The organism is Rhizobium sp. P1_E1 (assembly GCF_056406015.1).
Genome location: NZ_JBFUAY010000078.1, coordinates 1 through 25,606, shown reverse-complemented (window position 1 = coordinate 25,606; position 25,606 = coordinate 1). Strand labels below are relative to the sequence as shown.

Here is a 25,606-nt window from a genome sequence, read left to right as displayed (position 1 = left end):
GAGGCGCCGCGGACGGGCAGTCAGATGCCAACTCCGACAATAATTCACGCACGTCGGGCGGAAGGAGTGGATCGGGCGGTGCATCCGAAGCCAATTACAAGGGCAAGATCGTCTCGCGACTGTTCCGTTGCGTTGACCGGATTGAATCGCGATATCGTCGCGATTCTGCATCCTTGAATGTTCGCATCACGATCAATCGCAACGGTGATATCACTGCATCCGGCCTTGTCCGAGGTTCGGGCCTGGCCGAGGTGGATGGTGCCGTTATGTCGCGGATCGCTTCCTGTAATCTTCCCGCCATGCCGGATGACTGGGCCGGATCCTCGCGCTCGTACAGTTTTCCGGTGCAAGTCACAGCTCGATAAAATATGATAAAAATAATCAACTTTATACTTTACTCTAAAAATCAAGTTTAATAAGGTCCGCTCGCACACGCAGGAATCGTGTGACGATCAACGAGCGAACGGGTGGTATATGGCTCGCAAGGGCAAGAAGGGTTCGAACCGGGAGGTCCGCGACAGCGCGGGCGAGGACGCCGGTCAGGCATCCCTTGGGCGATCCAAACTGGATGGCCGCAGTTTCCTCTATGTCGGCGGCCGTGACTGCCAGGTGGCGCATCTTCGCCAGATCTGCAGCAATTTCGGCGCCGAGCTCATTCATCACGACGGCGGCTTACGCGAAGCGGTTTCGCGCATCGATACCGTCCTTCCCTCGGTCGACTGCGTGTTCTGCCCGATCGACTGTATCAGCCACGATGCCTGCCTGCGCGTGAAGACCGGCTGCAAGAAGTTCGGCAAGGCCTTCATCCCGCTTCGCAACGGCAGCAAGTCCAGCCTGGAGCGTGCGCTGCAGACGATGAACGAACGAGACAATTCCCGATGAACGACCAGCGCCCCGACGGCTTCACCATGATCGGCCTGCACAAGCTTGCCGCGCAGACAGGCGAGGGTCTCGTGCCCGAACTCTACGAACTTTTCCAGCAGCACGCCGAACGCCAGCAAATCTACCAGAATGTGATGTTCTTTCCGACCTGGGAAGCGCGCATGCCCGGAGAAGCGGCAACAAGACCGCTTGGCCCGGCGGCGGCAAACGGCGATAATGTTCTCGCCTTCCCCTCGCGTGTGGCAAGGGCGGGCAAGAGGAAGGCGTAAGGAGATTCCATGTATATCGCAATGAACCGCTTCAAGGTTGCAACCGGGAGCGAAGGCGATTTCGAGACGGTCTGGCGCAATCGCGATTCCAGCCTGCCCGAGGTGCCCGGTTTCGTCGAATTCCGCCTGCTGCGCGGAAAAGTCAACGACGAGGAGGGCTATACGCTCTATTCCTCGCACACGGTCTGGAAAAGCGAGGCGGATTTTCAGAACTGGACGAAGTCCGAGAGTTTTCGCGCAGCGCACCGCAATGCCGGCGATCACAAGGCGACCTACAAGGGCCCGCCAGTCTTCGAAGGTTTCAACGTCGTCGACGGCATATGAACGAAGGGCCGGATCGCATCGCGGTTCTGCCGGTCCTGCCGTCGCTCGATATCGATGAGACGCTTGCCTTCTACCGCGATGCGCTCGGCTTTACCGAGATCGTCTACCAGGCGGCGGATTATCTCATCCTACGGCGCGACGACATGGAACTGCATTTCTGGCGGACGCAAGATGCCACGCTTTGCCAGAACAGCTCCGTCTATCTCCGTGGCGGCGGCATCGGCGCTCTTCATGCGGAATATCGCGAAAAGAGCGTCGAGCGCCTGAGCGATATGGAGGTGCGGCCATGGAACATGGAGGAGTTCTACATCCATGATCCGCACGGAAATCTGCTGCGCTTCGGCCGTGTGCCGCAGCCGCGTGACTAGGGCAACTCCAGCCAAAGTGCGCAGCGGTTTTGGGTCCGGATTGCGAGAAAACAAAACATAGAGAAATTCCCTCGCTCGGGGAAACACGGAAATGCTCTATGCCTTGGCGCGGAAGACAGCGCCTGCCGCAACGGCCAGCCAGCCAAGCATCATCGCCCAGCCGCCGGTCGGCGCGGCATAGGGGAAAAGGCCGGAGCCGGTAAAGCGCAGGGTGACGAGATCGCCCGCAAAAAGCAGCGTTCCGACAATCATCAGGAAACCGGCCAGCCAGGCGGTTCTGAGCCTGGTGTTGCCGAGAGCCAATGCCAGCAGGGCAGGGGCGTGGGCAAGGCACATGGCGGATGCGGATGCCGCAAGATTGGCCTCGCCGCCGCCATGGGCAGCAAGGGCGGCAAGCGCCACGCCGGCTACGCCGAACAGGCCGGCAAAGAGATAAAGCACCGGTTCCAGACGCGCGTTCAAGCTCATGGTTGTTCCTTGTTGTCAGGCGCCCTGTTCTGCATATGGTAGGCGAGCCGTTCGACCGGCGCCCAGATGAGATCGCGCAGCGATTGGCTTGCGATCGTCTCGTCCAGGGCGCGGCGGAAGCAGAGCAACCATTCGTCGCGCTCGACAGGGCCGATCTCGGCGACGAAATGGCGGCTGCGCAGGCGCGGATGGCCGCGCTTATCGGTATACAGCGGCGGGCCGCCGAGATAGCCGCTCATATATTCGTAGAATTTCTCTTCACTGCCCGTAAGGCTCGGCGGATGCACGGCCCGCACGTTTCTCGCCTCCGGCAGCGTGTCCATCAGCTCATAGAAGCGGTGCGTCAGCGCCCGTACGACAGGATCGCCGCCGATCGCCTCATAGAGTGTGGTCACCTTCTCCGTCACGAAACCATCCCATGCCATTCCAATCCCCAAGCTCTTCATGCACCGGGCGGAAAATGATCGCAACTGTCATCAAGGTGCCGCGGCATTTCGCGCATATTGCTGGCAACGTAGGGGTTGCCGCCGTTTCTTCTTGACAAAACCGTCCGGACGGTATCTTTATTTCTCATGTCGAACGCTCATCATCGCAAGAAGCAGCCCGTCCTCGTGCGCCAGCAGTTGCTGGAGGTCGCCGCGCGCCTTGCCGCCAATGAAGGCATGGCCGCCGTCACGCTCGATGCGGTTTCGGCCGCGTCTAGCGTCAGCAAGGGCGGGCTGCTGCATCACTTCCCGACGAAGAATGCGCTGCTCGACGCCTTGTTCGAGAGCCTGCTCGAAAAGTTCGATGCCGATATAGAGGAACTGATGCGCGGCGATCCGCTGCCGCAGGGCCGCTTCACCCGCGCCTATCTCAGGGCGGTATCCGGTCTCAAGGATCGTCCCGACGATTCCAGGAATTGGACGCAGGTGACGATCGCGCTTCTTGCCGAACCCCGGTTGCGTCTTCGCTGGCGCCAATGGGTACAGGCGCGGTCGGAGGAATATATCGGCACCGATTCCTCCCTCGACGCACAAGTCGTGCGTTTTGCCGCCGACGGACTTTGGTTCGCAGATACGTTGGAAAGCCATGATATCAACGGCGTTCTGAGGCGGGATCTCATCGATCGCCTTGTCGAACTGACCGGCAAGTAATTCGAAAGGGATTCGCCGTGAGCCAGGCCGCCGTCTACGGGCTGCTGTTTGCAGCTATTGTGCTCGAAGTCATTGGCACGACCGCGCTGCAGCTATCGCAGCAGTTCACCCGCATCGGGCCGACGGCACTCGTCGTCGCCTGTTATGCGGCTGCCTTCTATTGCCTGTCGCTGACGCTGAAAAGTATCCCCGTCGGTATCGCCTATGCGATTTGGAGCGCTTTGGGAATCGTGCTGATTTCCTCGGTCGGTCTCGTTTTCTTCAAGCAGCGCCTCGACCTGCCGGCAGTCGTGGGACTCGGGCTGATCATATCGGGCGTTGTGGTCGTCAATCTATTCTCGAAATCCGTTTCGCATTGATATTGCTGTGATATTTGCAGGCCGTTTCTCCGCCTCAGGCCGGTAAATTTTCCCCTTTGTCAAAATACTGACAAAGGTCTATGTGTTCTTTGGACGTGGAGGAGACGAGGCGCAGCCAGCGGCATTTTCCAAAGCGCTTTGAATCCTGCCTTCCCGCCTATCGATACTTCCAGGTTCTACAGGAGCACATCATGGCCATTCGCACCGTCGTCTGGGGAGAGAATATCCACGAGAATACCAATGCCATCGTCCGGGATATTTATCCTGAAGGCATGCACACGACGATCGCCAACGCGTTGAATACCGATTCCGATATCTCGGCGACGACAGCGACGCTGCAGGAGCCGGAACACGGCCTCAGCGAAGCCCGCCTTGCCGAAATCGACGTGCTGACCTGGTGGGGCCACAAGGATCACGGCGCGGTCTCCGACGTCGTCGTCGAGCGTGTTGCCAAGCGCGTCTGGGAAGGCATGGGCCTGCTCGTGCTGCATTCGGGGCATTTCTCCAAGATCTTCAAGCGGCTGATGGGTACGCCCTGCGCGCTGAAATGGCGCGAGGCGGGTGAACGCGAGCGTCTGTGGACAATCAATCAGCGCCATCCGATCGCCGCAGGCATCGGCGAGCATTTCGAGCTCGAGAACGAAGAAATGTACGGCGAGCAGTTCTCGGTGCCGGAGCCGCTCGAAACGGTGTTCATCTCCTGGTTCCAGGGCGGCGAAGTGTTCCGCTCGGGCCTGACCTGGCGCCGTGGCGCCGGCAACATCTTCTATTTCCGCCCCGGTCACGAGACCTATCCGACTTATCACGACGTCAATGTCCAGAAGGTGCTGATCAACGGCGTGAAGTGGGCCTATAACCCTGAGGGGGCGTTGACTGGTATCACCGACGCTCCAAATGTCCCGGTAGAAAAGGCACTGGAGCCGATCGTCGAACGCGGCCCGAAACTGCACCAGGCCGGCGAAGCCGGTTACCGCTGAGGAGCATCCATGCGACTACTCGTTCTTGGCACCGGGGTGATGGCGAAAAACCAGCTCGCCCGCTTCCCCCTGATCGACGGCGTGACTGTGGTCGGTGCCGTCGACACCGATCCTGAGCGGCTTTCGGCCTTCGCCGACAAGTTCAACATCGAAAAGCGGTTTCTGTCACTGGAGGAGGCGATCGCCTGGGGTGAATTCGATGCGGCGACGAACGTGACGCCCGACCGCATCCATCACCCGACGACGATGGCTCTGATTGCCGCCGGGAAGCACGTCTTCTGCGAAAAACCGCTGGCGGAGAACTATGCGAAGGCGTTGGAGATGACGGAGGCGGCCGAAAAAGCCGGCGTCATCAACATGGTCAACCTGACTTATCGAAACGTCGCGCCGCTACAGCGCGCCCGTGAGATGGTGCTCGCCGGCGAGCTCGGCACGATCAGGCACGTGGAAGCCTCCTATCTCCAGAGTTGGCTCGTGTCGCGCGCCTGGGGCGACTGGCGCACAGAATCGACCTGGCTGTGGCGGCTTTCCACCGGCCATGGCTCGAACGGCGTGCTCGGCGATGTCGGCATCCATATCCTCGATTTCGCCGCCTATGGTGCGGCGACCGACATCGACCACGTCTTTGCGCGGCTGAAGACCTTTAACAAGGCGCCGGGTGGCCAGATCGGCGAATATCTGCTCGATGCCAATGACAGCTTCACCATGTCTGTCGATTTCGCCAATGGTGCACTCGGCGTCATCCATGCCAGCCGTTGGGCGACAGGGCATCTGAACGAGTTGAAGCTGCGGATTTATGGCGAGAGGGGCAGCCTTGAGGTCATCCATCGTCCCAGCGGTTCCGAGCTGCATGGCTGCCTCGGCGAGGATGTCGAAACCGCCACCTGGACGAAGATCGAGGTTGAACCGGTGGCGACCAACTACGAGCGTTTTGCCGAGGCCGTGGCAAGCGGCATCCAGCCGGATCCGAACTTCCGCCACGCCGCCAACCTGCAGAAGGTGCTCGATCTTGCGATGGTGACCGAGCGCGAGCGGCGCGAGCTGAAGGTCTGATCCTGTCCGCTGGATAGGCCGCCGTTCATCCGACGGCAGCTTATCCAGCGCATCGGCGCGTTGATCCGCTTTTCGTTTGCGAGATTTTGACGCTATGCTTCTGCATGGGCAGCTCGACGCTTTCCTTTGGTCCGTTCCTTTACGATCCCGTGACAGGAAGCCTGTGGCGGGAAGGGAAGTCCATTGCGACGGGACCACGACCGGCAGCTCTGCTCGGTTTGCTGCTGGAGGCTGAGGGCCGCGTCGTCACCAAGGCGGATCTGATGGACAGGGCCTGGCCGGGGCTTGCCGTGGAGGAAGGCAACCTCACGGTTCAGATTGCCACGTTCAGAAAGCTTCTCGGCGCAAGGCCCGATGGCACGGAGTGGATCGTCACGGTTCCCAGGGTCGGTTATCGCCTGCCGCGCCGGGACGATGCCGGGATGGCGCCCGTGGCGCCGCAGCCGCCTTCCGTCGCGGTTCTTCCCTTCGTCAATCTCGGTGGCGATGTCGACCAGGATTATTTTGCCGATGGCGTGGTGACGGAGATCATCACCGCCCTTGCGCGCTTCCGCTCCTTTTCGGTCGTCTCGCGCCATTCCGCCTTTATTTACAAGGGACGCAGCATCGATGTGCGACAGGTGGCGGCGGAGCTCGGAGTACGCTACGTGCTCGAAGGCAGCATCCGGCGGGAAGGCGGGCAGGTGCGTATCAATGTGCAGCTGGTCGACGGCGTGACCGCGACCAATCTCTGGGCCGATCATTTTGAAGACGGCATCAGCCACATCTTCGCCTTCCAGGACCATATCACCGAACGCGTCGCCTCGATCGTTGAGCCGGCGATCGAGATCGCCGAAATCCAGAGGTCACGACGTGACCGGCCGACCAGTCCGGCAGTTTACGATCTCTATCTGCGTGCGCTTGCCGCGATCATCGACGAATCGATCGAAAGTAATGCCGCCGCTTATGCCTTGCTGCAGGAAGCGCTCGCCATGGAGCCGGAAAATGCGATGCTGCTTTCCCATGCCGCATGGGCGCTCGAACATCGCATTACCATGGGTTGGCCGCGGCTCGGGACGGACGACAAGGCGGAATGCATCAGCCTTGCCCGTCGCGGGCTTCAGCATTCGGCYGGCGATCCCCGCGTGATGGCCCATTGCGGCATGGCATTGCTGCAGACGGGCAAGGATTATGAAGGCGGCATGGCCGTGCTGGAGGCCGCCGCTGCCGCCAATCCCAATGATCTTCTGGTCGCGGCATGCTCCGGAATTGCGGCCTTGCACTGCGGCGATATCGAACATGCGCTCGAGCGACTGCATCGCGCCGTGAAATTGGGACCCCGCGATCCGGATGCGCGTTTTTCGCTGACGGGCATCGCCATGGCCGAACTCTTTCGCGGCAATTACGAGGCGGCAATTTCATACGCCTCTCGTTCGCTGGCGCTCAATGCCCATTTCGACCCGACCTACTGGATGCTGATCGCCGCACATGCGCATCTCGGCAATATGGAGCAGGCGCGCCAGTTCCTCCATGCGCTCGAGGCGATGGCACCTGATGTGACGCTGGAAGGCATTCTGGCGGGTCAGCCGGCCAAGGATCCGCTGCGTTTTGCGCCGGTTCTGGAAGGGCTGGCGCGCGCCGGGATGCGGCCGCGGCCATAGGCTTTTGCAAGTTTTTGCAGCTTTTAGTCGGACTTTAAGGACCCAGCCCCGTCGCTTCGGCCACGCTGATCCCATCAATCAGGATGGAGGATCGGCTCATGCTTTCCAGCATGCATATTCTATCGCTCCAACAGGGCAAGCTTTACGGCGACCGAATTCCGATAGAGGCGCTGCCACAGGGGTTTGGAGCCTTTCCTAGGAAAGGCTCCAAGTTGCCACGGCACCTTGTCGTTCTGTTCTCGCTGATCGGCAGGTGGCGCAAGCGCACGAAAAAAGGCCCCGCCGAAGCGGGGCCGGAAGTTGCCGAGCCGCAACAGGCGGCTTCGGTTGCCTGATTATTCTATGACCTGCACCACACGGTGGCTGCGGGGTTCGACAATCACGCGTTGATTGTTGATGACCGTGTAGGCATATTTCGGATTGTCAGGCACCGGCGTCACGACGACGTCTGCCGGAAGCGGCTTGCCGACGACGATCGGTTCCTGGACTACCACGGAGGCGGTCGGGGCCGGCTGCTGCTGGACATAGGTAACGACCTCGCGCGGCGGCGGATCGACAACGGCACCGGCGACACCACCGGCCACGCCGCCAATGGCAGCACCCACGGGGCCGCCGACGATTGCGCCGGTGATGGCACCACCGGCTGCACCGGTCACGGCTCCATCAGCGAGCGCATTGGTTGCAAGTGACGACAGCGCAAGGGCGCTGGAGACAAGTAGGACCTTGTACATTTTGCTTCTCCTTTGCTGGGGTTGCGTTTGGGTAACGACCACGCCAATCCGAGGTTCCAGCAGGAGAGAGTCACGCTTTGGAAGGCCGGTTCACATTATGTGAGGCGGCTGAAGCCGGGGTTGGGAGGCGTTATTCCAGCCGCCGGCGGAAGAGCCAGGCGGCGGCGCTGAGCGTAACGGTGGYGATCAGCGCCAGCGGGATCGTCTGGTTCACCACCTCGCTCAGCGGAATATCCTTGAGGAAGACGCCTTTGACGATCACCAGGAAATAGCGCAGCGGATTGATCAGGGTCACCGGCTGCAACCACCCCGGCATGTTCTCGATCGGGGTCGCAAAGCCTGAGAGCAGCATGGCCGGAACCATGAAAAGGAAGGCGCCGAGGATCGCCTGCTGCTGCGTCATCGACAGCGCCGAGATGAAGAGACCGAGGCCGGCGACCGAGCCGAGATAGAAGATCGCGCTGCCGTAAAGCAGGAAGAGCGAGCCGCGCAGCGGCACTTCGAAGAGGAAGACGGCGGCCAGGATATAGACGGTGATGTGGAAGAGGCCGATCATCATCGGCGGGATCAGCTTGCCGATCAGGATCTCGTGGATGCGCAGCGGCGAGACCATCAGCTGGTCGAAGGTGCCGAGCTCGCGCTCGCGGGCGATCGACAGCGCGGTGACGATCAGGCCGATCAGCAGCGCGATGCTGGCGATCAGGTTCGGCACCATGAACCATTGGTAGGTGAGGTTCGGGTTGAACCAGTTGCGCGGCACGGTCGACACGATATCGGCGCCGGCGCGTTTGCCGGCCGGGGTCTCGGCAGCGAGCGCTGCACCGATCTGCGAGAGATAGCCCGCGACGATCTGCGAGGCGTTGGAGCGGCGGCCATCAAGCACCATCTGCAGGTCGGCCGGCGCTCCCGCCTCGATATTGCGCGAAAAGTCAGGGCCGATCTCGACGGCGGCAATGGCCGTCTGGTTGTCGATCGCCACGCGGACCTCCGCTTGGCTGGAGGCGATCTCGATCTTCCGGAAAGTCGGCGAGCCATCGATGCGCTCGATCAGTTCCTGGCCCCAGTGGCCGCTGTCGCGGTTGAGGATCAGGACGTCGACATTGCGGACCTCGAGCGTCGCCGCATAGGAGAAAACGAGAAGCTGGACGATCGGCGGGCCGATCAGGATGGCGCGGCCCTTGGGGTCGCGCAGGACGGCAAGCAATTCCTTGACGATCAGGGCGTAAAGCCTTGTCCACATCTCAGCCGATCCTTTTTCTGGTGCTGCGGGCGGCAAGCATGAACATGATGGCGCCGATCGTCAGCATGACCGATATCGCCCGCAGGAACATCGGCCAGATGTCGCCGGCGAGGAACACCGTCTGCAGGCTGGGGATCAGGTAACGCGCCGGCACGATGAAGGTGATCCACTGGATCACGGTCGGCATGGAATTGATCTCGAAAAGGAAGCCAGACAGCAGGAAGGCCGGTAGAAAGGCGGTTATCAGCGCCAGTTGCGAGGCGAGGAACTGGTTCTTCGTTGCCGTCGAGATCAACAGGCCCTGGCCGAGCGCCGGGATCAGGAAGGCGGCCGACAATGCGTAAAGCGCAGCGACAGAGCCGCGGAACGGCACGCCGAAGAGGAAGACCGCAAGCAGCACGCAGAGCGTCATCGAGGTGAGGCCGAGCAGGAAATAGGGCAGGATCTTGCCTGCGAGCAGCTCGACCGCCGTCACCGGCGTCGCCATCATCGCCTCCATTGTGCCGCGCTCCCATTCGCGAGCGACGACGAGCGAGGTCAGGAGCGTGCCGACCAGCGTCATGACGATGGCGATCGAGCCCGGCACGAGGAAATTGCGGCTGGTCAGTTCGGGATTGAACCAGAAGCGTTGCTCGACCGAGATGGCAGGACTCTGCACGGCGACGTCCGCCTGCCTCTGCCGCTCCCAGTTGGCGACGGCGCCTTGGGCATAATTCTGCACGAAATTCGCCGTGTTCGGATCGGAGCCGTCGACGATCACCTGGATATCGGGGCGATTGCCGGCGGTGTAGCGCGTGGTGAAGTCGGCCGGAATGACGACGATGCCGCGCACCTTGCCGAGCACGAGGTCTTCCTCGAACAGACGCCGGTCGCGTCCCATGGCGACATCAAAATAGCGTGAGGCCTGGAAACTGGCCGACAGATCCTGCGTCAGCGGCGTCATATCCTCGGTCACGAGGCCGATGCGCGTGCGGGTGGTATCGAGCGAGACGCCGTAGCCGAAGAGAAAGAGCAGGATCAGCGGCAGCACGAAGGCGATGAGGATGCTGCTCGGATCGCGGATCGCCTGCAAGCTTTCCTTGCGCACCAGAGCTGAAAGACGCCGAAGCCTGCCGGAAGAGGCGCTCATGCGACATCCTCCGCTTCCGATTGCTGGACGAGGGCGATGAAGGCATCCTCCATCGTCGGGTCCGGCTGCTCCTTGGTCGCGATCCGGGCCTTCAATTCATCGGGCGAGCCGAGCGCAATCGAGCGGCCGCGGTAGATCAGCGAGATGCGGTCGCAATATTCCGCCTCGTCCATGAAATGGGTGGTGACGAGCACGGTGACGCCCTTTTCGACCAGCGCATTGATATGCGTCCAGAATTCGCGCCGGGTAATCGGATCGACTCCGGAAGTCGGTTCGTCGAGGAAGAGGGCGCGCGGCTCGTGCATGACGGCGCAGGCTAGCGCCAACCGCTGCTTCAGGCCGAGTGGTAGGTCCTTGGCCGGTTGGCCGATATGGCGGCCGAAATCGAAGATGCCGGCCATGAGATCGATGCGCTCGCGCCGGTGTTTTCCGCGAAGCCCATAGACACCAGAGAAGAATTCGAGGTTCTGCATGACTGTGAGATCACCGTAGAGCGAGAACTTCTGCGCCATGTAGCCGAGCTGGTTGCGGGCTTCTGCGGCATCGCGGCGAAGATCGAAACCAGCAACACGGCCTTCGCCGCCGGTCGGCTTCAGTAGGCCACAGAGCATCTTGAAGGTGGTGGACTTGCCGGCGCCGTTCGGACCGAGCAGGCCGAAGATCTCGCCACGGCGGATATCGAAGCTGATGTCATCGGCAGCGGTGAAATCACCGAAGCGCTTGGTCAGTCCCTTGGCCTCGATCACCGGCCGATCGCCATCATCCTTCACTGGCTCCTGCGCCTCTGCCAGCCGCGAGCGGCCGCCGGGACCGCCGCCCAGCATGTCGATGAAGGCATCCTCGAAGCGCGGCGGGGCAGGGGCGAGCGTTGCGCCATCGCCCGCCTTGCCGATATCGGGCTTCTTGCCCTTCGCCGCGACGATGCGGATCGCCTCGCCCTGGATCACGCCGTCGATGACGCCATCGGCCTGCAGGAGTTCGGCGAGCACCTGCCGGCGGCGGCCGCTGACATCGGATACCCTGAAGACCCGGTCCTTGACGCGCTCGGTCATTTCCATCGGTTTTCCCGAAAAGAGCAGCTTGCCCTGGTTCAAAAGCAGCACGTGATCGCAGGCTTCCGCCTCATCCAGATAAGCGGTTGACCAGAGCACGCCGATGCCTTCCTTCGTCAGGTTCTCGACCATCTTCCAAAGGTCGCGGCGCGAGATCGGATCGACGCCGACGCCCGGCTCGTCGAGCAGCAGCAGGCGCGGCTTCTTCAGAAGCGCGCAGGCAAGGCCGAGCTTCTGCTTCATGCCGCCGGAGAGTTTTCCGGCCAGCCGGCCGGTGAAGCGTTTGAGGTCGGTGAAGGTGAGCAATTCGTCGAAGGCGCTGGCGCGTTCGCTCTTCGGCAGGCCGCGCAGATCGGCATAGAGATCGAGGTTTTCCTGCACCGAGAGGTCCTCATAGAGACCGAAGCGCTGCGGCATGTAGCCGATCGCCGCCTGGATGCCGGCAGCGTTTTTGCGCGTATCGAAGCCGAGAACCTCCATCGTTCCCACGTCGGGCAACATCAGACCGGTCATCAGGCGGATCAGCGTTGTCTTGCCGGCGCCATCAGGGCCGACGAGGCCGGTGATTGCGCCGCCGCCGATCGCGCCGGAGACGGCGTCAAGGGCGGCCGGCGCGGTGCCGAAGCGCTTGGTGACGCCGTCGATCCGGACGAGCGGCTTGTCGTCCCGGCCGGTCTCGGCGGCGCTCATTGTCCGCCCGCTGTCGGCGTGGGAAAGCGCACGGTGACCGGCATGCCTTGGCGCAGATCCGGGCCGGGCTTGTCGATGACGATCCTCAGGCGATAGACGAGGTCGGTCCGGAGCTCCGGCGTCTCCACCGATTTCGGGGTGAACTCGGCGACCGGCGAGATGAAGCCGATCGTGCCTTCATAGGGCTTGTCAGGTGACGTATCGGAGGCGACAGAAACCTTCATGCCGGGATGGATGCGGCCGAGATCAGGCTCGGCGACATAGCTGCGCACCCAGACAGGTTCGGTCAGAGACAACACGAAGACCGTGTCCGCCGGCGAGACGATCGCGCCATTTTCCCGCACGCGCGAGAGGATGACGCCGTCGTTCGGGGCGCGCAGCTCGGTATCATCGAGCGAAGTGCGGGCGGAGGCGAGTGTTGCCTGAGCCGCCTTCAACTGGGCGTCGGCGGCGGCGATATCCTCAACACGGGAGCCTTCCAGCAGCAGTTTCAGTGCTTCGTTGGCGGAATCGGAGCGTGCGGCGGCCATCGCCCTTGCGGCAGTCGCCTGGTCGAGGCTCGCCTCGGAGATCGTGCCCTGCGGGCGCAACTGGCGGGCGCGGTCATAGGCGAGGTTGGCATTGCGGAGATCGGCGAGACTTTCGTCATAGGCGGCGCGCGCTTGGGCGATCTCGGTCGGCCGCGGACCGGCCTTCAGCTTGTCGAGCGTCGCCTGAAGGGCTGCGGCATTCGCCTCGCCCGAGCGGACCGCGAATTCATAAGGAGCTGCATCGAGCTTTGCGAGAACGTCTCCGCTCTTGATGACGTCGCCTTCGTCGGCGTGGAGTTCGGCGAGGCGGCCGCTGACACGGAAGCCGAGCGAGACCTGACGGATATCGACATTGCCGTAAAGGACGAATTCGCGGCTGGCCTCTGGCAACCAGCCGAGCTTTTGGGGCAGGGCGTACCACCAGGCGGCGGCCCCTGCCGCAACGAGAAGAACGATGGCGATGGGAAGGATGCGTTTCATGCTGCACTTCCATTCAGCGGGCCGATGGCATCGACCAGCTCTGCGGCCAGGCCGCGCACGGTTTCCACCTGTTCGGGGCCGACGCCATCCCACTCCATCTGGGCGAGCACGGCTGCATGGGCAACGCGAAAGACGAGGATGCTGCCGAGAAGGGTGAAGGTGCGCAGGCGCACATGTTCCGAGGCGGGATCCTCATGAAGGATGGCGCCGATCAGCCGCCGGCCCATCTCAATCATCGGCCGCATGAGGCCCTGATAGACCCGTGTGAAGGCTTCCGTCGGTTCCATCTGCTCGCGGATCAGGAAGCGCGCCCAGGATTCGGATTCCCTGCCGACGAACAGCGTCACCATGGTCTGCAAAATCTCGGTCAGGAAAWGGCGGGCCTCAGCTTCACCAAGCGGTTTGCCCGCAGCATCGAGCGCCAACAGATGCGCGCCGACGCGCGCCCTCATGTCACCGACATGCGTATTGATCCGCATCATCAGATATTCGGCCGTGGCGATGTAGAGGCCTTCCTTGCTGCCGAAGTAATAGGGGATGGCCTGCAGGTTGACGCCGGCCGCTTCCGTGAGCTGGCGCGTCGAGGCGCCGTCGAAGCCATAGCGGCCGAAGACGTCGAGGGCAGCGGACAGCATCTTCTGGCGTGCTATTTCTGCACGGGCGGAGGCCGGTGGCTGGTTGTCGTGTTCTTGGGTCATGACAATTTTATAGCATTGGCAGGGAAATAAGTCAATCGATTGATATATTTCTAGGCGGCGCTATCACTCTTGCCTTCGCTGATGCGAAGGCAAGAACCAGAAGAAGGCATCCGCTATCCGGATGTCTTCAATTCGATGGACGCAATGCTTGGGTGGCGATCAGAGGCCTAGGAAGTAATTCCGGCTCGACGGAGCCTTGGCGGGGGCAAACCAACGCCCCTGCCAGCTTGCCTTGGCGTTGAGGAAGCCACCCGATTCCGCCTTGGGCGGCCGGCCCGTGGCAATCAACGACTGGCGCAATTCCTCCTGCAGCTTGGCGCGCAGGACATAGTGGTCATAGACGTCGAGAATGTGGATCGCATAGGCGACGGCAAGCGACTGGTTGCCGCGGACGATCAGCAGGTTCTCGTCGTTCTGGTAGGAGGCCTTGTAACCCAAGTTGTGGCTGCCGGTGATGACAGTGCAATTGTCAGGATGGAGCGGGTCGATGACGACGATCTTGTCGTGGATGATCGCGTGGCCGGCGCTCAGCAATTCGGGACGAAGATCGCCGAACTGGGCGGAGATGGCCGCTGCGCGCACCATGACGACACGGCCGGTATCGCCGTCCGGCCACCAGATCGCCCGCTGCGGCAGGTCCCTGACCTCGCCACCCGGCTGATGGACATAGGTTGTGGGTTCACCGGGTTTTGCCGGCGGCAGTGCTGCCGGATTGCTGATCGCGCCCTGGACGAGCAGGTCCGGTCGCTTGACGGCAAGCTCCGCTGCCTGGCCGATGACGTTCTGTTCGCCGCGCACACCGGGATAGAAGGTGAGGAACAGGATGGCGCTGTCGGCATGCTCCATCAGCGAATAGACGCGGCTGAGATCGACGGGTGTCGGTGAAGTCTTGTTCTTGCTCGGCGCCTTGGTGTTGGGTGAAAACAGGATTTCGACGGTGGTCTTTCCGTCCTTCAGCGTCACCGGCCCGGTCGGCGCGGCATTCGCCAAGCGCAGGGCGGGGCCCTGCACGCCCTTGCTCGGGGCAAAGCCCTCGGCGGTCTCACCATGGTTGGAAACGGTCAGCGGAACGCCCACAGGTTGCGGATCGTCCCGCAGAAGCTTCCAATAGGCGAGGAAACGGGCGGCGACATTCTTGTCCTCGATCAGGATGACGTTGTTCGACTGGGTGCAGAGGCCGGTTTCGGTCCAGTTGGTGCTGCCGGTCATCACGGCTCGCGCGACGCCACCCTCGACATAGACGGCGAACTTGTTGTGGCCGATATGGCTGTTGTTGTTGAAGAGGCGATCCTGCATGCGCTCTGCCGCGGGAGCAGCGGCATGGAGGCCGATGCGTGCATCATGGTTGCCGGTGTCCCAGACGACCGGTTTCCTCGGCAGCGGGTCGCCCTTCTTGTTGAGATCGGTCGAGCCCGAGGTGGAAAGGATCACATGCGCCTTGCCGGCCTTGACCAGTGCCGTCAGCCGCTCGATCAGTTCGGGATCGTGCAGCTCGTAGAGCGCGAGATAGAGCTCGCCGTTGCCCGTCTCGGCGCGGTCAATCAGCATCGTCAGGAAGCTCAGCACATCGGCGGTCAGGAACAGGCGGATTGGATCGCCCTTTTTCGGGATGTGCGCCTTCAGCGTCTTCAGCAGGCCTTCGGTAATGCGCATCGCCGGGCCGGGGGCAATATTCTGCGGCTTGACGCCCTGGACCTTTTCCAGCTGGCGCAGCAGGTTCTGCGTCGAAAGGATGCCGTTGGTATAGGTCGCCTTGATGGCGCCGCCGCCCGGGAAATCATGGGTGACGTCGATGCTCTCGGTCTTGCAGGGTTCGTCCAGAAAAAAGAGCGGCCGTGGCGGCCCGACATAACGCGGCTTGCCGTTTTCGTCGCGATAGGGGGCGGTGTCGGAGGCAGGAACCGGTTTCCGGCCGGGGCCCGCAAGGCCGACCGGCGTAATTTCATAGTGAATCCTGAAATCGATCGGCCGAACGGTCGCCTCGTCGCGGGAGCGGCGCAGCGTCAGGTCGCGCCATTGATATTGCTGGATCGGCCAGACCGAACTGTCCTGCTCCAGCCAGTCTGGATTCGACTGGTCGGTAAAAGCGATCCAGGTCGGCAGGATGCGCCGGGCTCCGGCCTCCGGCCCGGTCTCGTGTACGCGGGTGATCATGAAGCCGAGGCAATCGGCAATCGGGCCGTCAGCCATCCAGGCGAGGTAGGCGACCTCGCCGTTGCACCATGCGCCTGCCTTGGTAATCCTTCCCATGCCTGCCTGCCTCCCGCCCGTTGTTTGCTCAGACCACGATTGCATCCGCCATGACGATGAAGATCGCATGCGCCTGCCATGCCACCGGTCGCCGGGGCAATTGGCTCTACAGGCATGCGCAGCCCCAGATCTCGAATGAACCAACTCTATCGTCGGTTGCGCCCATTTCAACACATATAAGCTAACGATACTAAAGTAACGTGACATCGCTCATGGCGGGACGCGTGCCTGATTGGGATCGAGATGCGCGGTTCAGCGTCTATCGGATCTGGCGATCTCAGCTGTTCCGGAAATAAGGCAAAGAGGCCCGTGGAGAACGGACCTCTCAGGGTTCTCGGGGTGGGAAGAGGAACCAAGCCTCGGGGTCGGCTGCTAACAGGTAGCGATACAATATCGCTAATTTTCACGACACTAATATGTCTGCTGCCTGCCGACTGCGAAATAAAAGAAGTGCCACTTTTTGTGATTCCTGTGGCTATGTTTTGACACAAAACTGCCTTGCTCTTTCCGTATCGCCGGTTCGATGCGTATTCAGATTTATATCATCGCGCTGCTGCTCAGCGCCATCATGTGGTCGATCTCGTTCGATGCGGCGCGAGAATCCTATCATGCCGCGCAAAGCGCAGGATTGATGCCGAACCTGCACCTCAACAAGAAGCTGGATCGCATTCTGTAGACTGCGATGCAGCGTCCAGGTCATCAACACGTTTTCTGATGTTGCGTTGTTGGCCTGCAGGCCGGCAGACATTTTTCCTTGTGCGTCCCGAGCCCTTCCGGACAGAAAGTCAAATTTCGTAAAATTTGACCGATCCGCTTAAAAGCCCTGAAAATACTGATGTGTAGAGTGGCCTCATGAAAGCGACAGAGGCGTGGACAGACGCATCGATCGTTTGGAGCCGGGCAAACCGAAAGCCCGCCGATCCGCAAACGGGGACTTCGACATGCACAGAACTCTTGCCGCCATCGCCTTGACTCTGACCATCGCCGCCGCTGCCGAGCCGGCCTTCGCCATCGGTCCGGCCAGCCTTGCCCGCGACCTGATGTACACCTCCGCCATCGGCCATTCACCCGAAGTTCCGTTGACGACACGCGCCGGTTTCGTGCGCCCGGGCGTTCCTTTCGTCCTGCGCGGCCCCGCGACCGTCGAGGGCGAGGGCTCCCGGCTCAAGACCTATTCGCAGAGCCTCACCGTTGTCGTCGGTTACGTGTTTTCGACGGCGGTCGAGGCCGTGCAGGCAGTTGCGTTTCTTCGCTGACACTTAGCCAGAACTTAGGCCGATCCGACCCAAGATCGTCCGCACCTAGAGCAATTTCAGCAAAAGTGCGCAGCGGTTTTGCGTCCGGAATTGCGTGAAAACAAAGAGATAGAGCATTTCCGTTACTCGAAGAAAGCGGAAATGCTCTAGGCGTCGAGCCCACCGCGCACGTCGAGATACCAGTCGACGAAGGCCTTGACGCCGACCTCCAAGGTCGTATCCGGCTTGTAGCCCGTCAGCGCGACGAGCAGATCGGGGGCGGCGAAGGTACGCGGCACATCACCCTTTTGCATCGCCAGCATCTTGCGGATGGCAGGACGGCCGAGCGCCTTTTCTACCGTTTCGACGAAATCCATCAGGCTGACCGGCTGGCCTCCGCCAATATTGACGACGCGAAAGGGCGCCTGGCGCGAAAGCGTTTCGACAGCCGCGTCGTCGAGACGGTTTTCCTCGCTCGGGCCGATTGCCGACAGTCTGACGATCGCTTCAATAAGATCGTCGATATAGGTGAAGTCACGGCTCATCTTGCCTTCGCCGTAGATCTCGATCGGTTGGCCTTCAAGCATGTTCTTGGTGAATTTGAACAGCGCCATGTCGGGCCGGCCCCACGGACCATACACGGTGAAGAAACGAAATGCCGTAGTTGGAATCTTGTGAAGATGGGCATAGCTATGCGCCATCAGCTCCATCGATTTCTTCGTCGCAGCATAGATGGTCAGCGGCTCGTCGGCGCGATCGGTCTCGCGAAAGGGGACGGTCGCATTGGCGCCATAGATCGATGATGTCGAGGCCAGCATCAGATGGCGGATTTCGACGCGCCGCGCGATTTCCATGATGTTCCACGAGCCTTCGACGTTCGAACGAAGATAGGCCTCTGGATTTTCCAGGCTGTAGCGCACGCCGGCCTGTGCGGCGAGGTGGATCAGAATGTCGGGCTTGGCTTCCAGAACGGCCGCTTCCAGGGCTGGGCGGTCCTCGAGCATCGCGATGACGGGTTTGAAGGTCGGAAACTGGGAGAGTGCCGCATGGCGCATCTCCTTGAGCTTGACGTTGTAATAGGGAGTGAGGCCATCGAAGCCTGTGACGTCATGCCCTTCTTGCAGCAGGCGCCTGGCCAGATGAAAACCGATAAAGCCGGCAGTCCCTGTAATGAAGTAGCGCATTCCCACCTTTTCTCGGCTCCCTGCCGGCGGCAAAGAGCCGATTCCGTATCAAGTGACCCCACTTACAAGATAAGAAGAGGCCGAGTCGATAGGTCTTTGAAAGAGAAGGTCACAGCGCTGTCTCTACTGTCGGCGGCCTGTCCGCCGCTGCCTTGCCGGATGAGGGCGAGACCATCGATATCGTCTGCCGATCAGCCGCGGCTCTCGGCCGCTATGCTGCATTGCAACATGATTGCTTGCATGTTATGGCCGGCCGGTCGTCTGCAAGCAGGTCAGGATCGATGAGAGATATAATTTATTGGATTCTCTGCGCGTTTCTGACCGTTGCCATCGCGATCGTGTCGTTACGCTATGTCACGAACTTCTGGCTTCTGTCCTTCGTCTACAGCTTTCAGGTTCACCTCGGCGTCGTGTTCGTCGCCGCGAGTCTCGTCGTTCTGGGCATCAAAAGGCAGATTTACGGCTTTATCCTTCTGCTTGCCGCGCTTTTTCTCGTCGTTCACGGCGCCATCATGCTGGGCGAGTTCTCGCAGGACGACAGAGYGATGAACAAGCCGCCGCTTTTTCGTCTGATGTCGTTCAACATCGCGATCGATAACTGGATAAACTCGACTGAAATCACCGACATGGTGATCGCGTCGAATGCCGATGTCGTCAATCTGCTCGAAGCCAAGCCGCTGACGTTCCACCTGCAGCAATTGTTCAAGGCCTATCCCTACCATATCGGTTGCGATGCCGGGAAGGATACATGCGATACGCTGGTGCTCTCCAAACGCCCGTTCGTCAGCCGGCAGGTCGCAAGTATGGGCAGTCTGCGAAAAAACAGGCTTGTTATAGCAAGCGTCGACTTCGGCGGCGAGACTATCAATCTGGTTTCAGCGCACCTGACCAAACCATATTTCGACGATTTTCAGATGGCTGAATTGGAAGATCTCGCCAAAGCGCTCGGCTCGATCGACGGCCCTCTGGTGCTGTCAGGTGATTTCAACTCCTCGGCGATCGCCCCGAGCATCCAAGCTTTCCTGCGTGAGCAGAAGCTGAAAACGATCACGCCAGAACCGGCAACATGGCCGATCGGCGGCGGCGCGCTCGGGATCGCCATCGACCACATATTTGCGCGCGCGCCGCTTCATCTGACATCGCTGAAACGTCTCAATGATAATCTCGGCTCGAACCATTCGGGCCTGGTCGCCGACTTTGTTCTCGACAAGGACGGCGAAACTTCACCGGCAAAATGACTTTGCCTGGGCAAGGAAATCTTGCCGAGCCTACAAATCAGAATCTGGTTCGGCCGCCTTTTTTGTCGATCATCTGAAACGTCTTGCCGTCGGTCTTCACGTTGACGCAATCGGTCTTCTTGCTCGGGAACAGGACGCACACTTGGCCATTGGTTATCTTGTAGCCATTCTTATTGCCGTCGCGATATTCGTAGCCGTTCTTGCCTTCTTTCAATTCGGACGTACCGGGCAGGTGCTGGCGAATTTCCGACTCGCTTGCGGTTCGCATGCTTGCCGTTTCGGCAAACGCCATTCCCGGCACCATGATTGCAAGAAATCCGGCGAGGACGGGCAAGGTACGCATCAGGGGGATATCTCCGGTCATGTCTGTCGGTACATCCATTCTACGAGAACCCCAAGAGGAAATTCAACAGTGAGGATGGTTGCGCCGGAAAAGGCCCGACCATCGCTCCGGCTGCGATTTTACGTTCTTCCAAACTCATCGACGATGCGGATGATGTCGTCCTCGCCGAGATAGGAGCCCGTCTGAACCTCGATGAGCTCGAGAAGAATCTTGCCGGGGTTGGCGAGGCGGTGGACTTCGCCGAGCGGAATATAGACGCTCTCGTTCTCGCGCAGCATCCGGACGGTCTCGCCGACCGTCACCTCAGCCGTTCCCTTGACGACGATCCAGTGTTCGGAGCGATGGTGGTGTTTTTGCAGCGATAGCTTCTTGCCCGGGGTGACGAAGATGCGCTTCACCTGGAAACGATCGCCGTTGAAGATGGAGGTATAGCCGCCCCAGGGGCGATAGGATGTCGGATGGGTTTCGGCGAATTTCGCCGTGGCGGACCTAGAGGCCAGCATCTTGACCAATTGTCCGACATTCTGGCTGTCTTTGAGCGGTCCGACATAGACGGCGTCTTCGCTGGCGATGACGGCGACATCATCCATGCCCTGGACGGCAAGATGCACGCCATGGGTCATGACGAGCGAGTTGCGGGTATTGACGACGGTGGTGTTGGCGGCGGCGACGTTGCCGTTTTCGTCGCGTGCGCCTGATTTCCAGACGGCATCCCAGCTACCCATGTCCGACCATTTGAACGGCGAGGGGACGATGGCGGCCTTGGACGTTTTTTCCATGATCGCATAGTCGATGGAGATATCGGGGCTCTTGGCGAAATGGTCGGCGTCGAGGCGGGTGAAATCGAGGTCGCGGCTTGCTTTCGAAACGGCCTTGCTGGCCGCCTTCAGCACATCGGGCGCATATTCCTGCAGTTCGGCGATGAGTTCCGGCACCGGGAACATGAAGATGCCTGAGTTCCAGTAGAAGCCGCCGTCGGCGAGCATCTGCTCGGCCTTCTCAAATGCCGGCTTTTCGACAAACCGCTTGACCTTGTGTGCACCGTTTTCGAGGGCATCGCCGATCTCAATATAGCCGTAACCCGTCGCCGGCTCCGTCGGGGTGATGCCGAAGGTTACGAGTTTGCCGTCGGCAGCGGCATCGCGGGCGATGCGGATGCAATCGAAATAGCTCTTGTCGGCAAGGATCTCGTGATCCGAGGCGAGCATCTGGATGATGGTGTGCTTGCCGAACAGGTCGGCGGCAAGCGTTGCGGCCGCGGCCACCGCTGCGGCTGTGTTACGGGCGACTGGTTCGAGCAGGATCGCTGCGAGCGGGATGGCGCGCTCGCGAGCTTGTTCGGCGACCAGGAAGCGGAATTCCTCATTGGTGACGACGATCGGGGCTTCATAGAGTTCGGGATCGGAAACGCGTTCGAGAGTTTCCTGAAACAACGTCTTGTCGCCGACAAATTGGATGAATTGTTTCGGTGCGGTGGCACGGGAAAGCGGCCAGAGCCGCGTGCCTTTGCCGCCGGCCATAATCACGGGAATGATTTTCTGCGTCATAGGCGGGTTCCTTGAAATAAACGGCTTGTTCGTCGCATGTTGCCGGGCGCCTGCCCAGTCTCTTATTCGATTGAGCCCGGTATTCAGCAGGTCCCGGGCTGCAGCTTCGCTGCCGGCCTCCGTGTAGCAGCGCATTTCCGGCGCATTGCCCGACGGGCGGAAATGAATGATCCGGCCATCCCTTAGCGTCACGCGAAGTCCGTCGATGTCGGATTTTGTCGCTACCTCGCCGATCGGCTGCAGGAAAGCCGAGAGATTTTCTTCCGAAGCGCGCAGATGCGCCATCAGCGCGGCACTCGCCTCCAGCGGAAAATTCTCCAGGCGATCGGCCGCGGCAAAGGGCAGGTGATAGGACGCGGCAACGGCAGAAAGCGGCTGCCTGCGAATGGCAGCGAGCGAGAGGATCGCGAGCATCGGGATAAAACAATCGCGCGTCGGCAGGGCTCGCACGGCTCTGTCGTTGATGTCGAATGGGGTTGCAGTCAGCAGCCCGCCATTGGCTTCAAAGCCCATGACATGATCTTCGCCGGCCGCTACGGCCTCTTCCATGCCAGCGATGACGAAGGGCGAGCCGACGCGGGTGCGCCTGACGGCGAAAGAGCCCGCGGCCTCGATGCCCGAATTGGAGGTAACCGGTGTCACCACCGTGCCGGCGCCGAGGAAATTGGCTGCCACAAGACCGAGTAGGTCACCGCGCAGCGGTGTGCCGGTTTCGTCTGCGACCAGCGGGCGGTCGCCGTCGCCATCAGTCGAGACGATCGCATCGAACCTGTGCTCGGACACCCAGCGCTTCATCAGCGTGATCGTCTCGTCGGAAACGGCTTCGGTGTCGACGGGAATGAAGCTCTCCGAACGTCCGAGAGCGGTGATCTCGGCGCCGTAATGGGCGAGAACGTCAACCAGCAGGTCGCGGGCGACGGTGCTGTGCTGGTAGACGCCGATCTTCAGGCCGGACAGCGCGCCTTGCGGAAGCAGGGCGGCATTGCGTTCGAAAAAGAGCTGCCGGCAAGCAGCCTCGTGGTCTTCCGTCACGGCCGGTGCTTGTACCACCGTTTCGCCGTTTCGTTCGATCTCGGCAGCCAATGCGGTAATCGCCGCCTCGTCCGATTTGTCAATCTCGCCATCCGGCCGATAGAACTTGATGCCGTTGCGGTCCGCCGGAATATGCGAGCCCGTGATCATCAGGCAGCCGGCGTTTCTTTCAAGGCCATAGAGGGCGAGTGCGGGTGTGGGTACATTGCCGCAGTCGAATATCCGGAAGCCGAGCGCAGCGAGTGCATCGGCGCAATTTCCCGAGATTTCAGGGCTAGAATCGCGAAAATCGAGGCCGATCAGAATGGCATCGCCAGCTTTGGCCCTGCCAGTTCCGATCAGATATTTGCCGAACGCTGTGGCATAAAGGGCGGAGGCATGTCCCTTTAGATCCACTGAAAGTCCGCGAAGGCCGCTCGTGCCGAATTTCATAGGAAGACATGACTCCGATTTCACAATCAAGGTTCTACTCAGGCCGCCTGCCGGCGTAAATACCGAAGCTATCATATAGTTAAACACGGACGACGGTGCCTCGGACAGCCTCTCGCAATCCTCGCTCACCGAATTCTCAAGGTGTGAACCTATTGCCGAGCCGGCAGGCATTGCAGCGTAGATCGATTTTGTTAGAACCGTGTGTCCGTTGTTTCGTCCTATGCGAAGGATTTTCCTAGATGAGCGATACATCCGTCAGTCTCGAGGAGAGCTGGAAGGCTGCGCTGGAGGGGGAGTTTTCAAGCCCCTACATGCAACAGCTCAAATCCTTCCTCATCGCGCAGAAGCAGGTCGGCAAGCGGATATTCCCCAAGGGCAGCGAATATTTCCGCGCTCTTGATCTGACGCCAATCTCCAACGTCAAGGCCGTCATCCTCGGCCAGGATCCCTATCATGGACTCGGGCAAGCCCATGGGCTGTGCTTCAGTGTCCGGCCGGGCGTGCGCATACCGCCCTCCCTCGTCAATATCTACAAGGAAATGGAGACGGATCTCGGCATAGCACCGGCACGTCACGGTTTTCTCGAACATTGGGCAAGACAGGGCGTGCTTCTGCTGAACAGCGTGCTGACCGTCGAGGAAGGGCAGGCGGCTGCCCATCAGGGCAAGGGGTGGGAACGCTTCACCGACGCCGTCATCCGCAAGGTCAACGATGAATGCGAATCCGTCGTCTTCATGCTCTGGGGCTCCTATGCTCAGCGCAAGGCCGCCTTCGTCGATACGACGCGCCATCTTGTGCTCAGGGCGCCGCATCCCTCGCCGCTTTCGGCCCATAACGGCTTTTTCGGCTGCGGGCATTTTTCGAAGGCGAATGCCTTCCTGCAATCGCGCGGGCGCGCGCCGATCGACTGGCAATTGCCGGCCAATCCCCATGATGCTTAAAGCGCGTCGCAATCGTTCAGATTCGCTCCTCGCGCTTTAGCTCTTTGTTTTTACGCATGTCGTTATCGCATAAACCGCTGCACAGTTTTGCGCGACATGCTTGAGATGTGAACGCGAGTCGGTGTTCGTTCACTAATAGAAGACAATGCGTTTTGGTCTGCGGGTCTGTTCTGTGGGCGCTTCAGCGCGCATCTTAGCCTCATCGAAAGCCCGCAACGGCGGGCATGAAAGGGGTTTCATATGCTCGATCAGATCAAGGGTCTGCACCACGTCACGTCGATGGCGGAGGACGCCCGCACCAACAACCAGTTTTTCACAAATGCGCTCGGCCTGCGCCGCGTCAAGAAGACGGTGAACTTCGACGCGCCTGATGTCTATCACCTCTATTATGGTGACGAGACCGGTGCACCCGGCACGGTCATGACCTATTTCCCGTTCCCGAAGATGGCGCAGGGTCGCCCCGGTACCGGCGAAGTCGGCACGACGGTGTTTTCCGTTCCACAGGGCTCGATCGGCTTCTGGAGCGATCGGTTTGCCACGCTTGGTGTCGGCGGCCTGAAGGCCGAGGAAAGTTTCGGCGAAAAGCGGCTGAACTTCTCCGGGCCTGATGGCGACGGCTTTGCGCTCGTCGAGGTCAAGGATGACGCCCGTCAGGCCTGGACACATGGCGGCATCAGCGAAGACCATGCCATTCGCGGCTTCCACTCCGTCGCCATGCGGCTGAGGGACGAGGGCGCCACGGCCGAACTCCTGAAGTTCATGGGCTATGAAGTTGCCGAGGAAAGGGACGGCGTCAAGCGGCTGATCATGCCCTCCGGCAATGGGGCGCATCGCATCGATCTCRAGACCATGCCGAACATTGCCCGCGCGCTTCCCGGCGCCGGCTCGGTCCACCATGTCGCCTTTGCCGTCGAAAACCGCGAGAAGCAGCTCGAAGTGCGCAAGGCGCTGATGGACACCGGCTATCAGGTCACGCCGGTGATCGACCGCGATTATTTCTGGGCGATCTATTTCCGCACGCCGGGCGGCGTGCTGTTCGAGGTCGCGACCAATGAACCCGGCTTCGACCGTGACGAGGATACGGCCCATCTCGGCGAAGCACTGAAATTGCCGCAGCAGCACGCCCATCTTCGCGCGCTGCTCGAACAGCACCTGCAGCCGCTCGAAGCATAGGGAGAGGCGATATGACCGAAACTGGATATGTGCACCGGCTGCATGCCGGCGCACCTGATAAACCCATCCTGCTGCTACTGCACGGCACCGGTGGCGACGAGAACCAGTTTTTCGACTTCGGTCGGCGCCTGCTGCCCGAAGCGACGATTCTCTCGCCGYGCGGCGACGTTTCTGAACATGGCGCGGCGCGGTTCTTCCGCCGCAC

28 protein-coding genes and 2 pseudogenes are annotated in these 25,606 nt (G+C 60.8%); 17 read left to right on the top strand and 13 right to left on the bottom strand.

Annotated features, from left to right (window positions below; all coding sequences use genetic code 11):
- The 5 genes from AC1D1Z_RS22655 to AC1D1Z_RS22635 form a co-directional block, all read left to right on the top strand.
- The coding region (locus tag AC1D1Z_RS22655; protein ID WP_477851695.1) for a TonB family protein at positions 1-365 on the top strand (365 nt) is incomplete at its 5' end.
- A 109-nt stretch (positions 366-474) separates the two neighbouring features.
- Positions 475-882 carry a DUF2325 domain-containing protein gene (locus tag AC1D1Z_RS22650; protein ID WP_018243248.1) on the top strand — a complete coding sequence of 136 codons (408 nt, stop codon included), beginning with the start codon at positions 475-477 and terminating at the stop codon, positions 880-882.
- Positions 879-1,151, top strand: a complete 273-nt coding sequence (locus AC1D1Z_RS22645; RefSeq protein WP_128400951.1) for a hypothetical protein — start codon at positions 879-881, stop codon at positions 1,149-1,151. Before AC1D1Z_RS22650 ends, AC1D1Z_RS22645 begins: the two co-directional genes overlap by 4 nt.
- A gap of 9 nt (positions 1,152-1,160) precedes the next feature.
- A complete protein-coding gene (gene hmuQ, locus AC1D1Z_RS22640) occupies positions 1,161-1,475 on the top strand; it encodes a heme-degrading protein HmuQ (protein ID WP_130652919.1) in 315 nt (104 codons plus the stop codon).
- Positions 1,472-1,843, top strand: a complete 372-nt coding sequence (locus AC1D1Z_RS22635; protein WP_130652918.1) for a bleomycin resistance protein — start codon at positions 1,472-1,474, stop codon at positions 1,841-1,843. Before hmuQ ends, AC1D1Z_RS22635 begins: the two co-directional genes overlap by 4 nt.
- Before the next feature lie 96 nt (positions 1,844-1,939).
- Here the strand turns inward: AC1D1Z_RS22635 and AC1D1Z_RS22630 are convergent, their stop codons facing one another.
- Entirely contained in the window at positions 1,940-2,311 is a 372-nt protein-coding gene (locus AC1D1Z_RS22630; protein WP_018446844.1) for a DUF423 domain-containing protein, read from the bottom strand.
- Positions 2,308-2,718: a group II truncated hemoglobin gene (locus AC1D1Z_RS22625; protein WP_026230742.1), complete on the bottom strand. Its 411-nt coding sequence runs from the start codon at positions 2,716-2,718 to the stop codon at positions 2,308-2,310. The genes AC1D1Z_RS22630 and AC1D1Z_RS22625 overlap by 4 nt, the downstream gene beginning before the upstream one ends.
- Before the next feature lie 165 nt (positions 2,719-2,883).
- Between AC1D1Z_RS22625 and AC1D1Z_RS22620 the strand changes: the two genes are divergently transcribed.
- The 6 genes from AC1D1Z_RS22620 to AC1D1Z_RS22595 all read left to right on the top strand — a co-directional run bounded on the left by AC1D1Z_RS22620 (position 2,884) and on the right by AC1D1Z_RS22595 (position 7,811).
- The gene (locus AC1D1Z_RS22620) at positions 2,884-3,447 is read left to right on the top strand and encodes a TetR/AcrR family transcriptional regulator (protein ID WP_130652917.1); all 564 of its coding nucleotides are present in this window, start codon (positions 2,884-2,886) and stop codon (positions 3,445-3,447) included.
- A 17-nt stretch (positions 3,448-3,464) separates the two neighbouring features.
- Positions 3,465-3,806: an SMR family transporter gene (locus AC1D1Z_RS22615; protein ID WP_018243243.1), complete on the top strand. Its 342-nt coding sequence runs from the start codon at positions 3,465-3,467 to the stop codon at positions 3,804-3,806.
- 191 nt (positions 3,807-3,997) lie between these two features.
- Positions 3,998-4,783, top strand: coding sequence for a ThuA domain-containing protein (locus AC1D1Z_RS22610; RefSeq protein WP_018446841.1), 786 nt, complete (start codon positions 3,998-4,000; stop codon positions 4,781-4,783).
- 9 nt (positions 4,784-4,792) lie between these two features.
- Positions 4,793-5,836: a Gfo/Idh/MocA family protein gene (locus AC1D1Z_RS22605; RefSeq protein ID WP_018073767.1), complete on the top strand. Its 1,044-nt coding sequence runs from the start codon at positions 4,793-4,795 to the stop codon at positions 5,834-5,836.
- Positions 5,837-5,940: 104 nt separating this feature from the next.
- Positions 5,941-7,476: a winged helix-turn-helix domain-containing tetratricopeptide repeat protein gene (locus tag AC1D1Z_RS22600; RefSeq protein ID WP_130652916.1), complete on the top strand. Its 1,536-nt coding sequence runs from the start codon at positions 5,941-5,943 to the stop codon at positions 7,474-7,476.
- 98 nt (positions 7,477-7,574) lie between these two features.
- Positions 7,575-7,811 (top strand): hypothetical protein, encoded by a 237-nt coding sequence (locus AC1D1Z_RS22595; protein WP_130652915.1) that lies wholly within the window; start codon positions 7,575-7,577, stop codon positions 7,809-7,811.
- On the opposite strand, the gene AC1D1Z_RS22590 is transcribed toward AC1D1Z_RS22595, so the two are convergent.
- The 7 genes from AC1D1Z_RS22590 to AC1D1Z_RS22560 all read right to left on the bottom strand — a co-directional run bounded on the left by AC1D1Z_RS22590 (position 7,812) and on the right by AC1D1Z_RS22560 (position 16,276).
- Positions 7,812-8,207 (bottom strand): DUF1236 domain-containing protein, encoded by a 396-nt coding sequence (locus AC1D1Z_RS22590; RefSeq protein WP_018243239.1) that lies wholly within the window; start codon positions 8,205-8,207, stop codon positions 7,812-7,814.
- A gap of 130 nt (positions 8,208-8,337) precedes the next feature.
- Positions 8,338-9,447: an ABC transporter permease gene (locus tag AC1D1Z_RS22585; protein WP_477851694.1), complete on the bottom strand. Its 1,110-nt coding sequence runs from the start codon at positions 9,445-9,447 to the stop codon at positions 8,338-8,340.
- A gap of 1 nt (position 9,448) precedes the next feature.
- Positions 9,449-10,576: an ABC transporter permease gene (locus AC1D1Z_RS22580; RefSeq protein WP_018446835.1), complete on the bottom strand. Its 1,128-nt coding sequence runs from the start codon at positions 10,574-10,576 to the stop codon at positions 9,449-9,451.
- Positions 10,573-12,318 (bottom strand): ATP-binding cassette domain-containing protein, encoded by a 1,746-nt coding sequence (locus AC1D1Z_RS22575; protein WP_130652914.1) that lies wholly within the window; start codon positions 12,316-12,318, stop codon positions 10,573-10,575. The genes AC1D1Z_RS22580 and AC1D1Z_RS22575 overlap by 4 nt, the downstream gene beginning before the upstream one ends.
- Positions 12,315-13,328 carry a secretion protein HlyD gene (gene hlyD, locus AC1D1Z_RS22570; RefSeq protein WP_130652913.1) on the bottom strand — a complete coding sequence of 338 codons (1,014 nt, stop codon included), beginning with the start codon at positions 13,326-13,328 and terminating at the stop codon, positions 12,315-12,317. The genes AC1D1Z_RS22575 and hlyD overlap by 4 nt, the downstream gene beginning before the upstream one ends.
- Positions 13,325-14,026, bottom strand: a complete 702-nt coding sequence (locus AC1D1Z_RS22565; RefSeq protein WP_477851693.1) for a CerR family C-terminal domain-containing protein — start codon at positions 14,024-14,026, stop codon at positions 13,325-13,327. The genes hlyD and AC1D1Z_RS22565 overlap by 4 nt, the downstream gene beginning before the upstream one ends.
- Positions 14,027-14,185: 159 nt before the next feature.
- Positions 14,186-16,276, bottom strand: a complete 2,091-nt coding sequence (locus tag AC1D1Z_RS22560; RefSeq protein ID WP_130652912.1) for a phospholipase D-like domain-containing protein — start codon at positions 16,274-16,276, stop codon at positions 14,186-14,188.
- Positions 16,277-16,799: 523 nt separating this feature from the next.
- On the opposite strand from AC1D1Z_RS22560, the gene AC1D1Z_RS22555 reads away from it, so the two are divergent.
- Positions 16,800-16,952 carry a hypothetical protein gene (locus AC1D1Z_RS22555; RefSeq protein WP_018243232.1) on the top strand — a complete coding sequence of 51 codons (153 nt, stop codon included), beginning with the start codon at positions 16,800-16,802 and terminating at the stop codon, positions 16,950-16,952.
- 193 nt (positions 16,953-17,145) lie between these two features.
- Positions 17,146-17,532 carry a hypothetical protein gene (locus AC1D1Z_RS22550; protein ID WP_130652911.1) on the top strand — a complete coding sequence of 129 codons (387 nt, stop codon included), beginning with the start codon at positions 17,146-17,148 and terminating at the stop codon, positions 17,530-17,532.
- Positions 17,533-17,678: 146 nt separating this feature from the next.
- On the opposite strand, the gene AC1D1Z_RS22545 is transcribed toward AC1D1Z_RS22550, so the two are convergent.
- Entirely contained in the window at positions 17,679-18,695 is a 1,017-nt protein-coding gene (locus AC1D1Z_RS22545; protein WP_130652910.1) for an NAD-dependent epimerase/dehydratase family protein, read from the bottom strand.
- Positions 18,696-18,976: 281 nt separating this feature from the next.
- Here AC1D1Z_RS22545 and AC1D1Z_RS22540 point away from each other — a divergent pair, with 281 nt between their 5' ends.
- Positions 18,977-19,933 (top strand): endonuclease/exonuclease/phosphatase family protein, encoded by a 957-nt coding sequence (locus AC1D1Z_RS22540; RefSeq protein WP_477851692.1) that lies wholly within the window; start codon positions 18,977-18,979, stop codon positions 19,931-19,933.
- Between the two features lie 37 nt (positions 19,934-19,970).
- On the opposite strand, the gene AC1D1Z_RS22535 is transcribed toward AC1D1Z_RS22540, so the two are convergent.
- From AC1D1Z_RS22535 to AC1D1Z_RS22525, 3 genes and pseudogenes are all read right to left on the bottom strand, one after another.
- On the bottom strand, positions 19,971-20,276 hold the full coding sequence (locus tag AC1D1Z_RS22535) for a hypothetical protein (protein WP_026188498.1): 306 nt from the start codon (positions 20,274-20,276) through the stop codon (positions 19,971-19,973).
- Between the two features lie 119 nt (positions 20,277-20,395).
- Positions 20,396-21,823, bottom strand: coding sequence for a mannose-1-phosphate guanylyltransferase/mannose-6-phosphate isomerase (locus AC1D1Z_RS22530; protein ID WP_182565951.1), 1,428 nt, complete (start codon positions 21,821-21,823; stop codon positions 20,396-20,398).
- A 42-nt stretch (positions 21,824-21,865) separates the two neighbouring features.
- A pseudogene (locus AC1D1Z_RS22525) lies at positions 21,866-23,287 on the bottom strand (phosphomannomutase); the annotation flags it as partial.
- A 239-nt stretch (positions 23,288-23,526) separates the two neighbouring features.
- Here AC1D1Z_RS22525 and ung point away from each other — a divergent pair.
- The 3 genes and pseudogenes from ung to AC1D1Z_RS22510 all read left to right on the top strand — a co-directional run.
- Positions 23,527-24,228, top strand: a complete 702-nt coding sequence (gene ung / locus AC1D1Z_RS22520) for a uracil-DNA glycosylase (RefSeq protein WP_018243227.1) — start codon at positions 23,527-23,529, stop codon at positions 24,226-24,228.
- Between the two features lie 240 nt (positions 24,229-24,468).
- Entirely contained in the window at positions 24,469-25,401 is a 933-nt protein-coding gene (locus AC1D1Z_RS22515; protein WP_477851691.1) for a VOC family protein, read from the top strand.
- 11 nt (positions 25,402-25,412) lie between these two features.
- Positions 25,413-25,606 (top strand): annotated as a pseudogene (locus tag AC1D1Z_RS22510) (alpha/beta hydrolase); the annotation flags it as partial.

What these genes read in the sequence shown, in the direction of transcription:
- AC1D1Z_RS22650 (WP_018243248.1), top strand. Translation starts at nt 475, where the DNA reads ATGGCTCGCAAGGGCAAGAAGGGTTCGAACCGGGAGGTCCGCGACAGC.
- AC1D1Z_RS22645 (WP_128400951.1), top strand. Translation starts at nt 879, where the DNA reads ATGAACGACCAGCGCCCCGACGGCTTCACCATGATCGGCCTGCACAAG.
- hmuQ (WP_130652919.1), top strand. Translation starts at nt 1,161, where the DNA reads ATGTATATCGCAATGAACCGCTTCAAGGTTGCAACCGGGAGCGAAGGC.
- AC1D1Z_RS22635 (WP_130652918.1), top strand. Translation starts at nt 1,472, where the DNA reads ATGAACGAAGGGCCGGATCGCATCGCGGTTCTGCCGGTCCTGCCGTCG.
- AC1D1Z_RS22630 (WP_018446844.1), bottom strand. Translation starts at nt 2,311, where the DNA reads ATGAGCTTGAACGCGCGTCTGGAACCGGTGCTTTATCTCTTTGCCGGC.
- AC1D1Z_RS22620 (WP_130652917.1), top strand. Translation starts at nt 2,884, where the DNA reads ATGTCGAACGCTCATCATCGCAAGAAGCAGCCCGTCCTCGTGCGCCAG.
- AC1D1Z_RS22610 (WP_018446841.1), top strand. Translation starts at nt 3,998, where the DNA reads ATGGCCATTCGCACCGTCGTCTGGGGAGAGAATATCCACGAGAATACC.
- AC1D1Z_RS22605 (WP_018073767.1), top strand. Translation starts at nt 4,793, where the DNA reads ATGCGACTACTCGTTCTTGGCACCGGGGTGATGGCGAAAAACCAGCTC.
- AC1D1Z_RS22595 (WP_130652915.1), top strand. Translation starts at nt 7,575, where the DNA reads ATGCTTTCCAGCATGCATATTCTATCGCTCCAACAGGGCAAGCTTTAC.
- AC1D1Z_RS22590 (WP_018243239.1), bottom strand. Translation starts at nt 8,207, where the DNA reads ATGTACAAGGTCCTACTTGTCTCCAGCGCCCTTGCGCTGTCGTCACTT.
- AC1D1Z_RS22580 (WP_018446835.1), bottom strand. Translation starts at nt 10,576, where the DNA reads ATGAGCGCCTCTTCCGGCAGGCTTCGGCGTCTTTCAGCTCTGGTGCGC.
- AC1D1Z_RS22575 (WP_130652914.1), bottom strand. Translation starts at nt 12,318, where the DNA reads ATGAGCGCCGCCGAGACCGGCCGGGACGACAAGCCGCTCGTCCGGATC.
- hlyD (WP_130652913.1), bottom strand. Translation starts at nt 13,328, where the DNA reads ATGAAACGCATCCTTCCCATCGCCATCGTTCTTCTCGTTGCGGCAGGG.
- AC1D1Z_RS22560 (WP_130652912.1), bottom strand. Translation starts at nt 16,276, where the DNA reads ATGGGAAGGATTACCAAGGCAGGCGCATGGTGCAACGGCGAGGTCGCC.
- AC1D1Z_RS22555 (WP_018243232.1), top strand. Translation starts at nt 16,800, where the DNA reads ATGCGTATTCAGATTTATATCATCGCGCTGCTGCTCAGCGCCATCATG.
- AC1D1Z_RS22545 (WP_130652910.1), bottom strand. Translation starts at nt 18,695, where the DNA reads ATGCGCTACTTCATTACAGGGACTGCCGGCTTTATCGGTTTTCATCTG.
- AC1D1Z_RS22535 (WP_026188498.1), bottom strand. Translation starts at nt 20,276, where the DNA reads ATGCGTACCTTGCCCGTCCTCGCCGGATTTCTTGCAATCATGGTGCCG.
- AC1D1Z_RS22530 (WP_182565951.1), bottom strand. Translation starts at nt 21,823, where the DNA reads ATGACGCAGAAAATCATTCCCGTGATTATGGCCGGCGGCAAAGGCACG.
- ung (WP_018243227.1), top strand. Translation starts at nt 23,527, where the DNA reads ATGAGCGATACATCCGTCAGTCTCGAGGAGAGCTGGAAGGCTGCGCTG.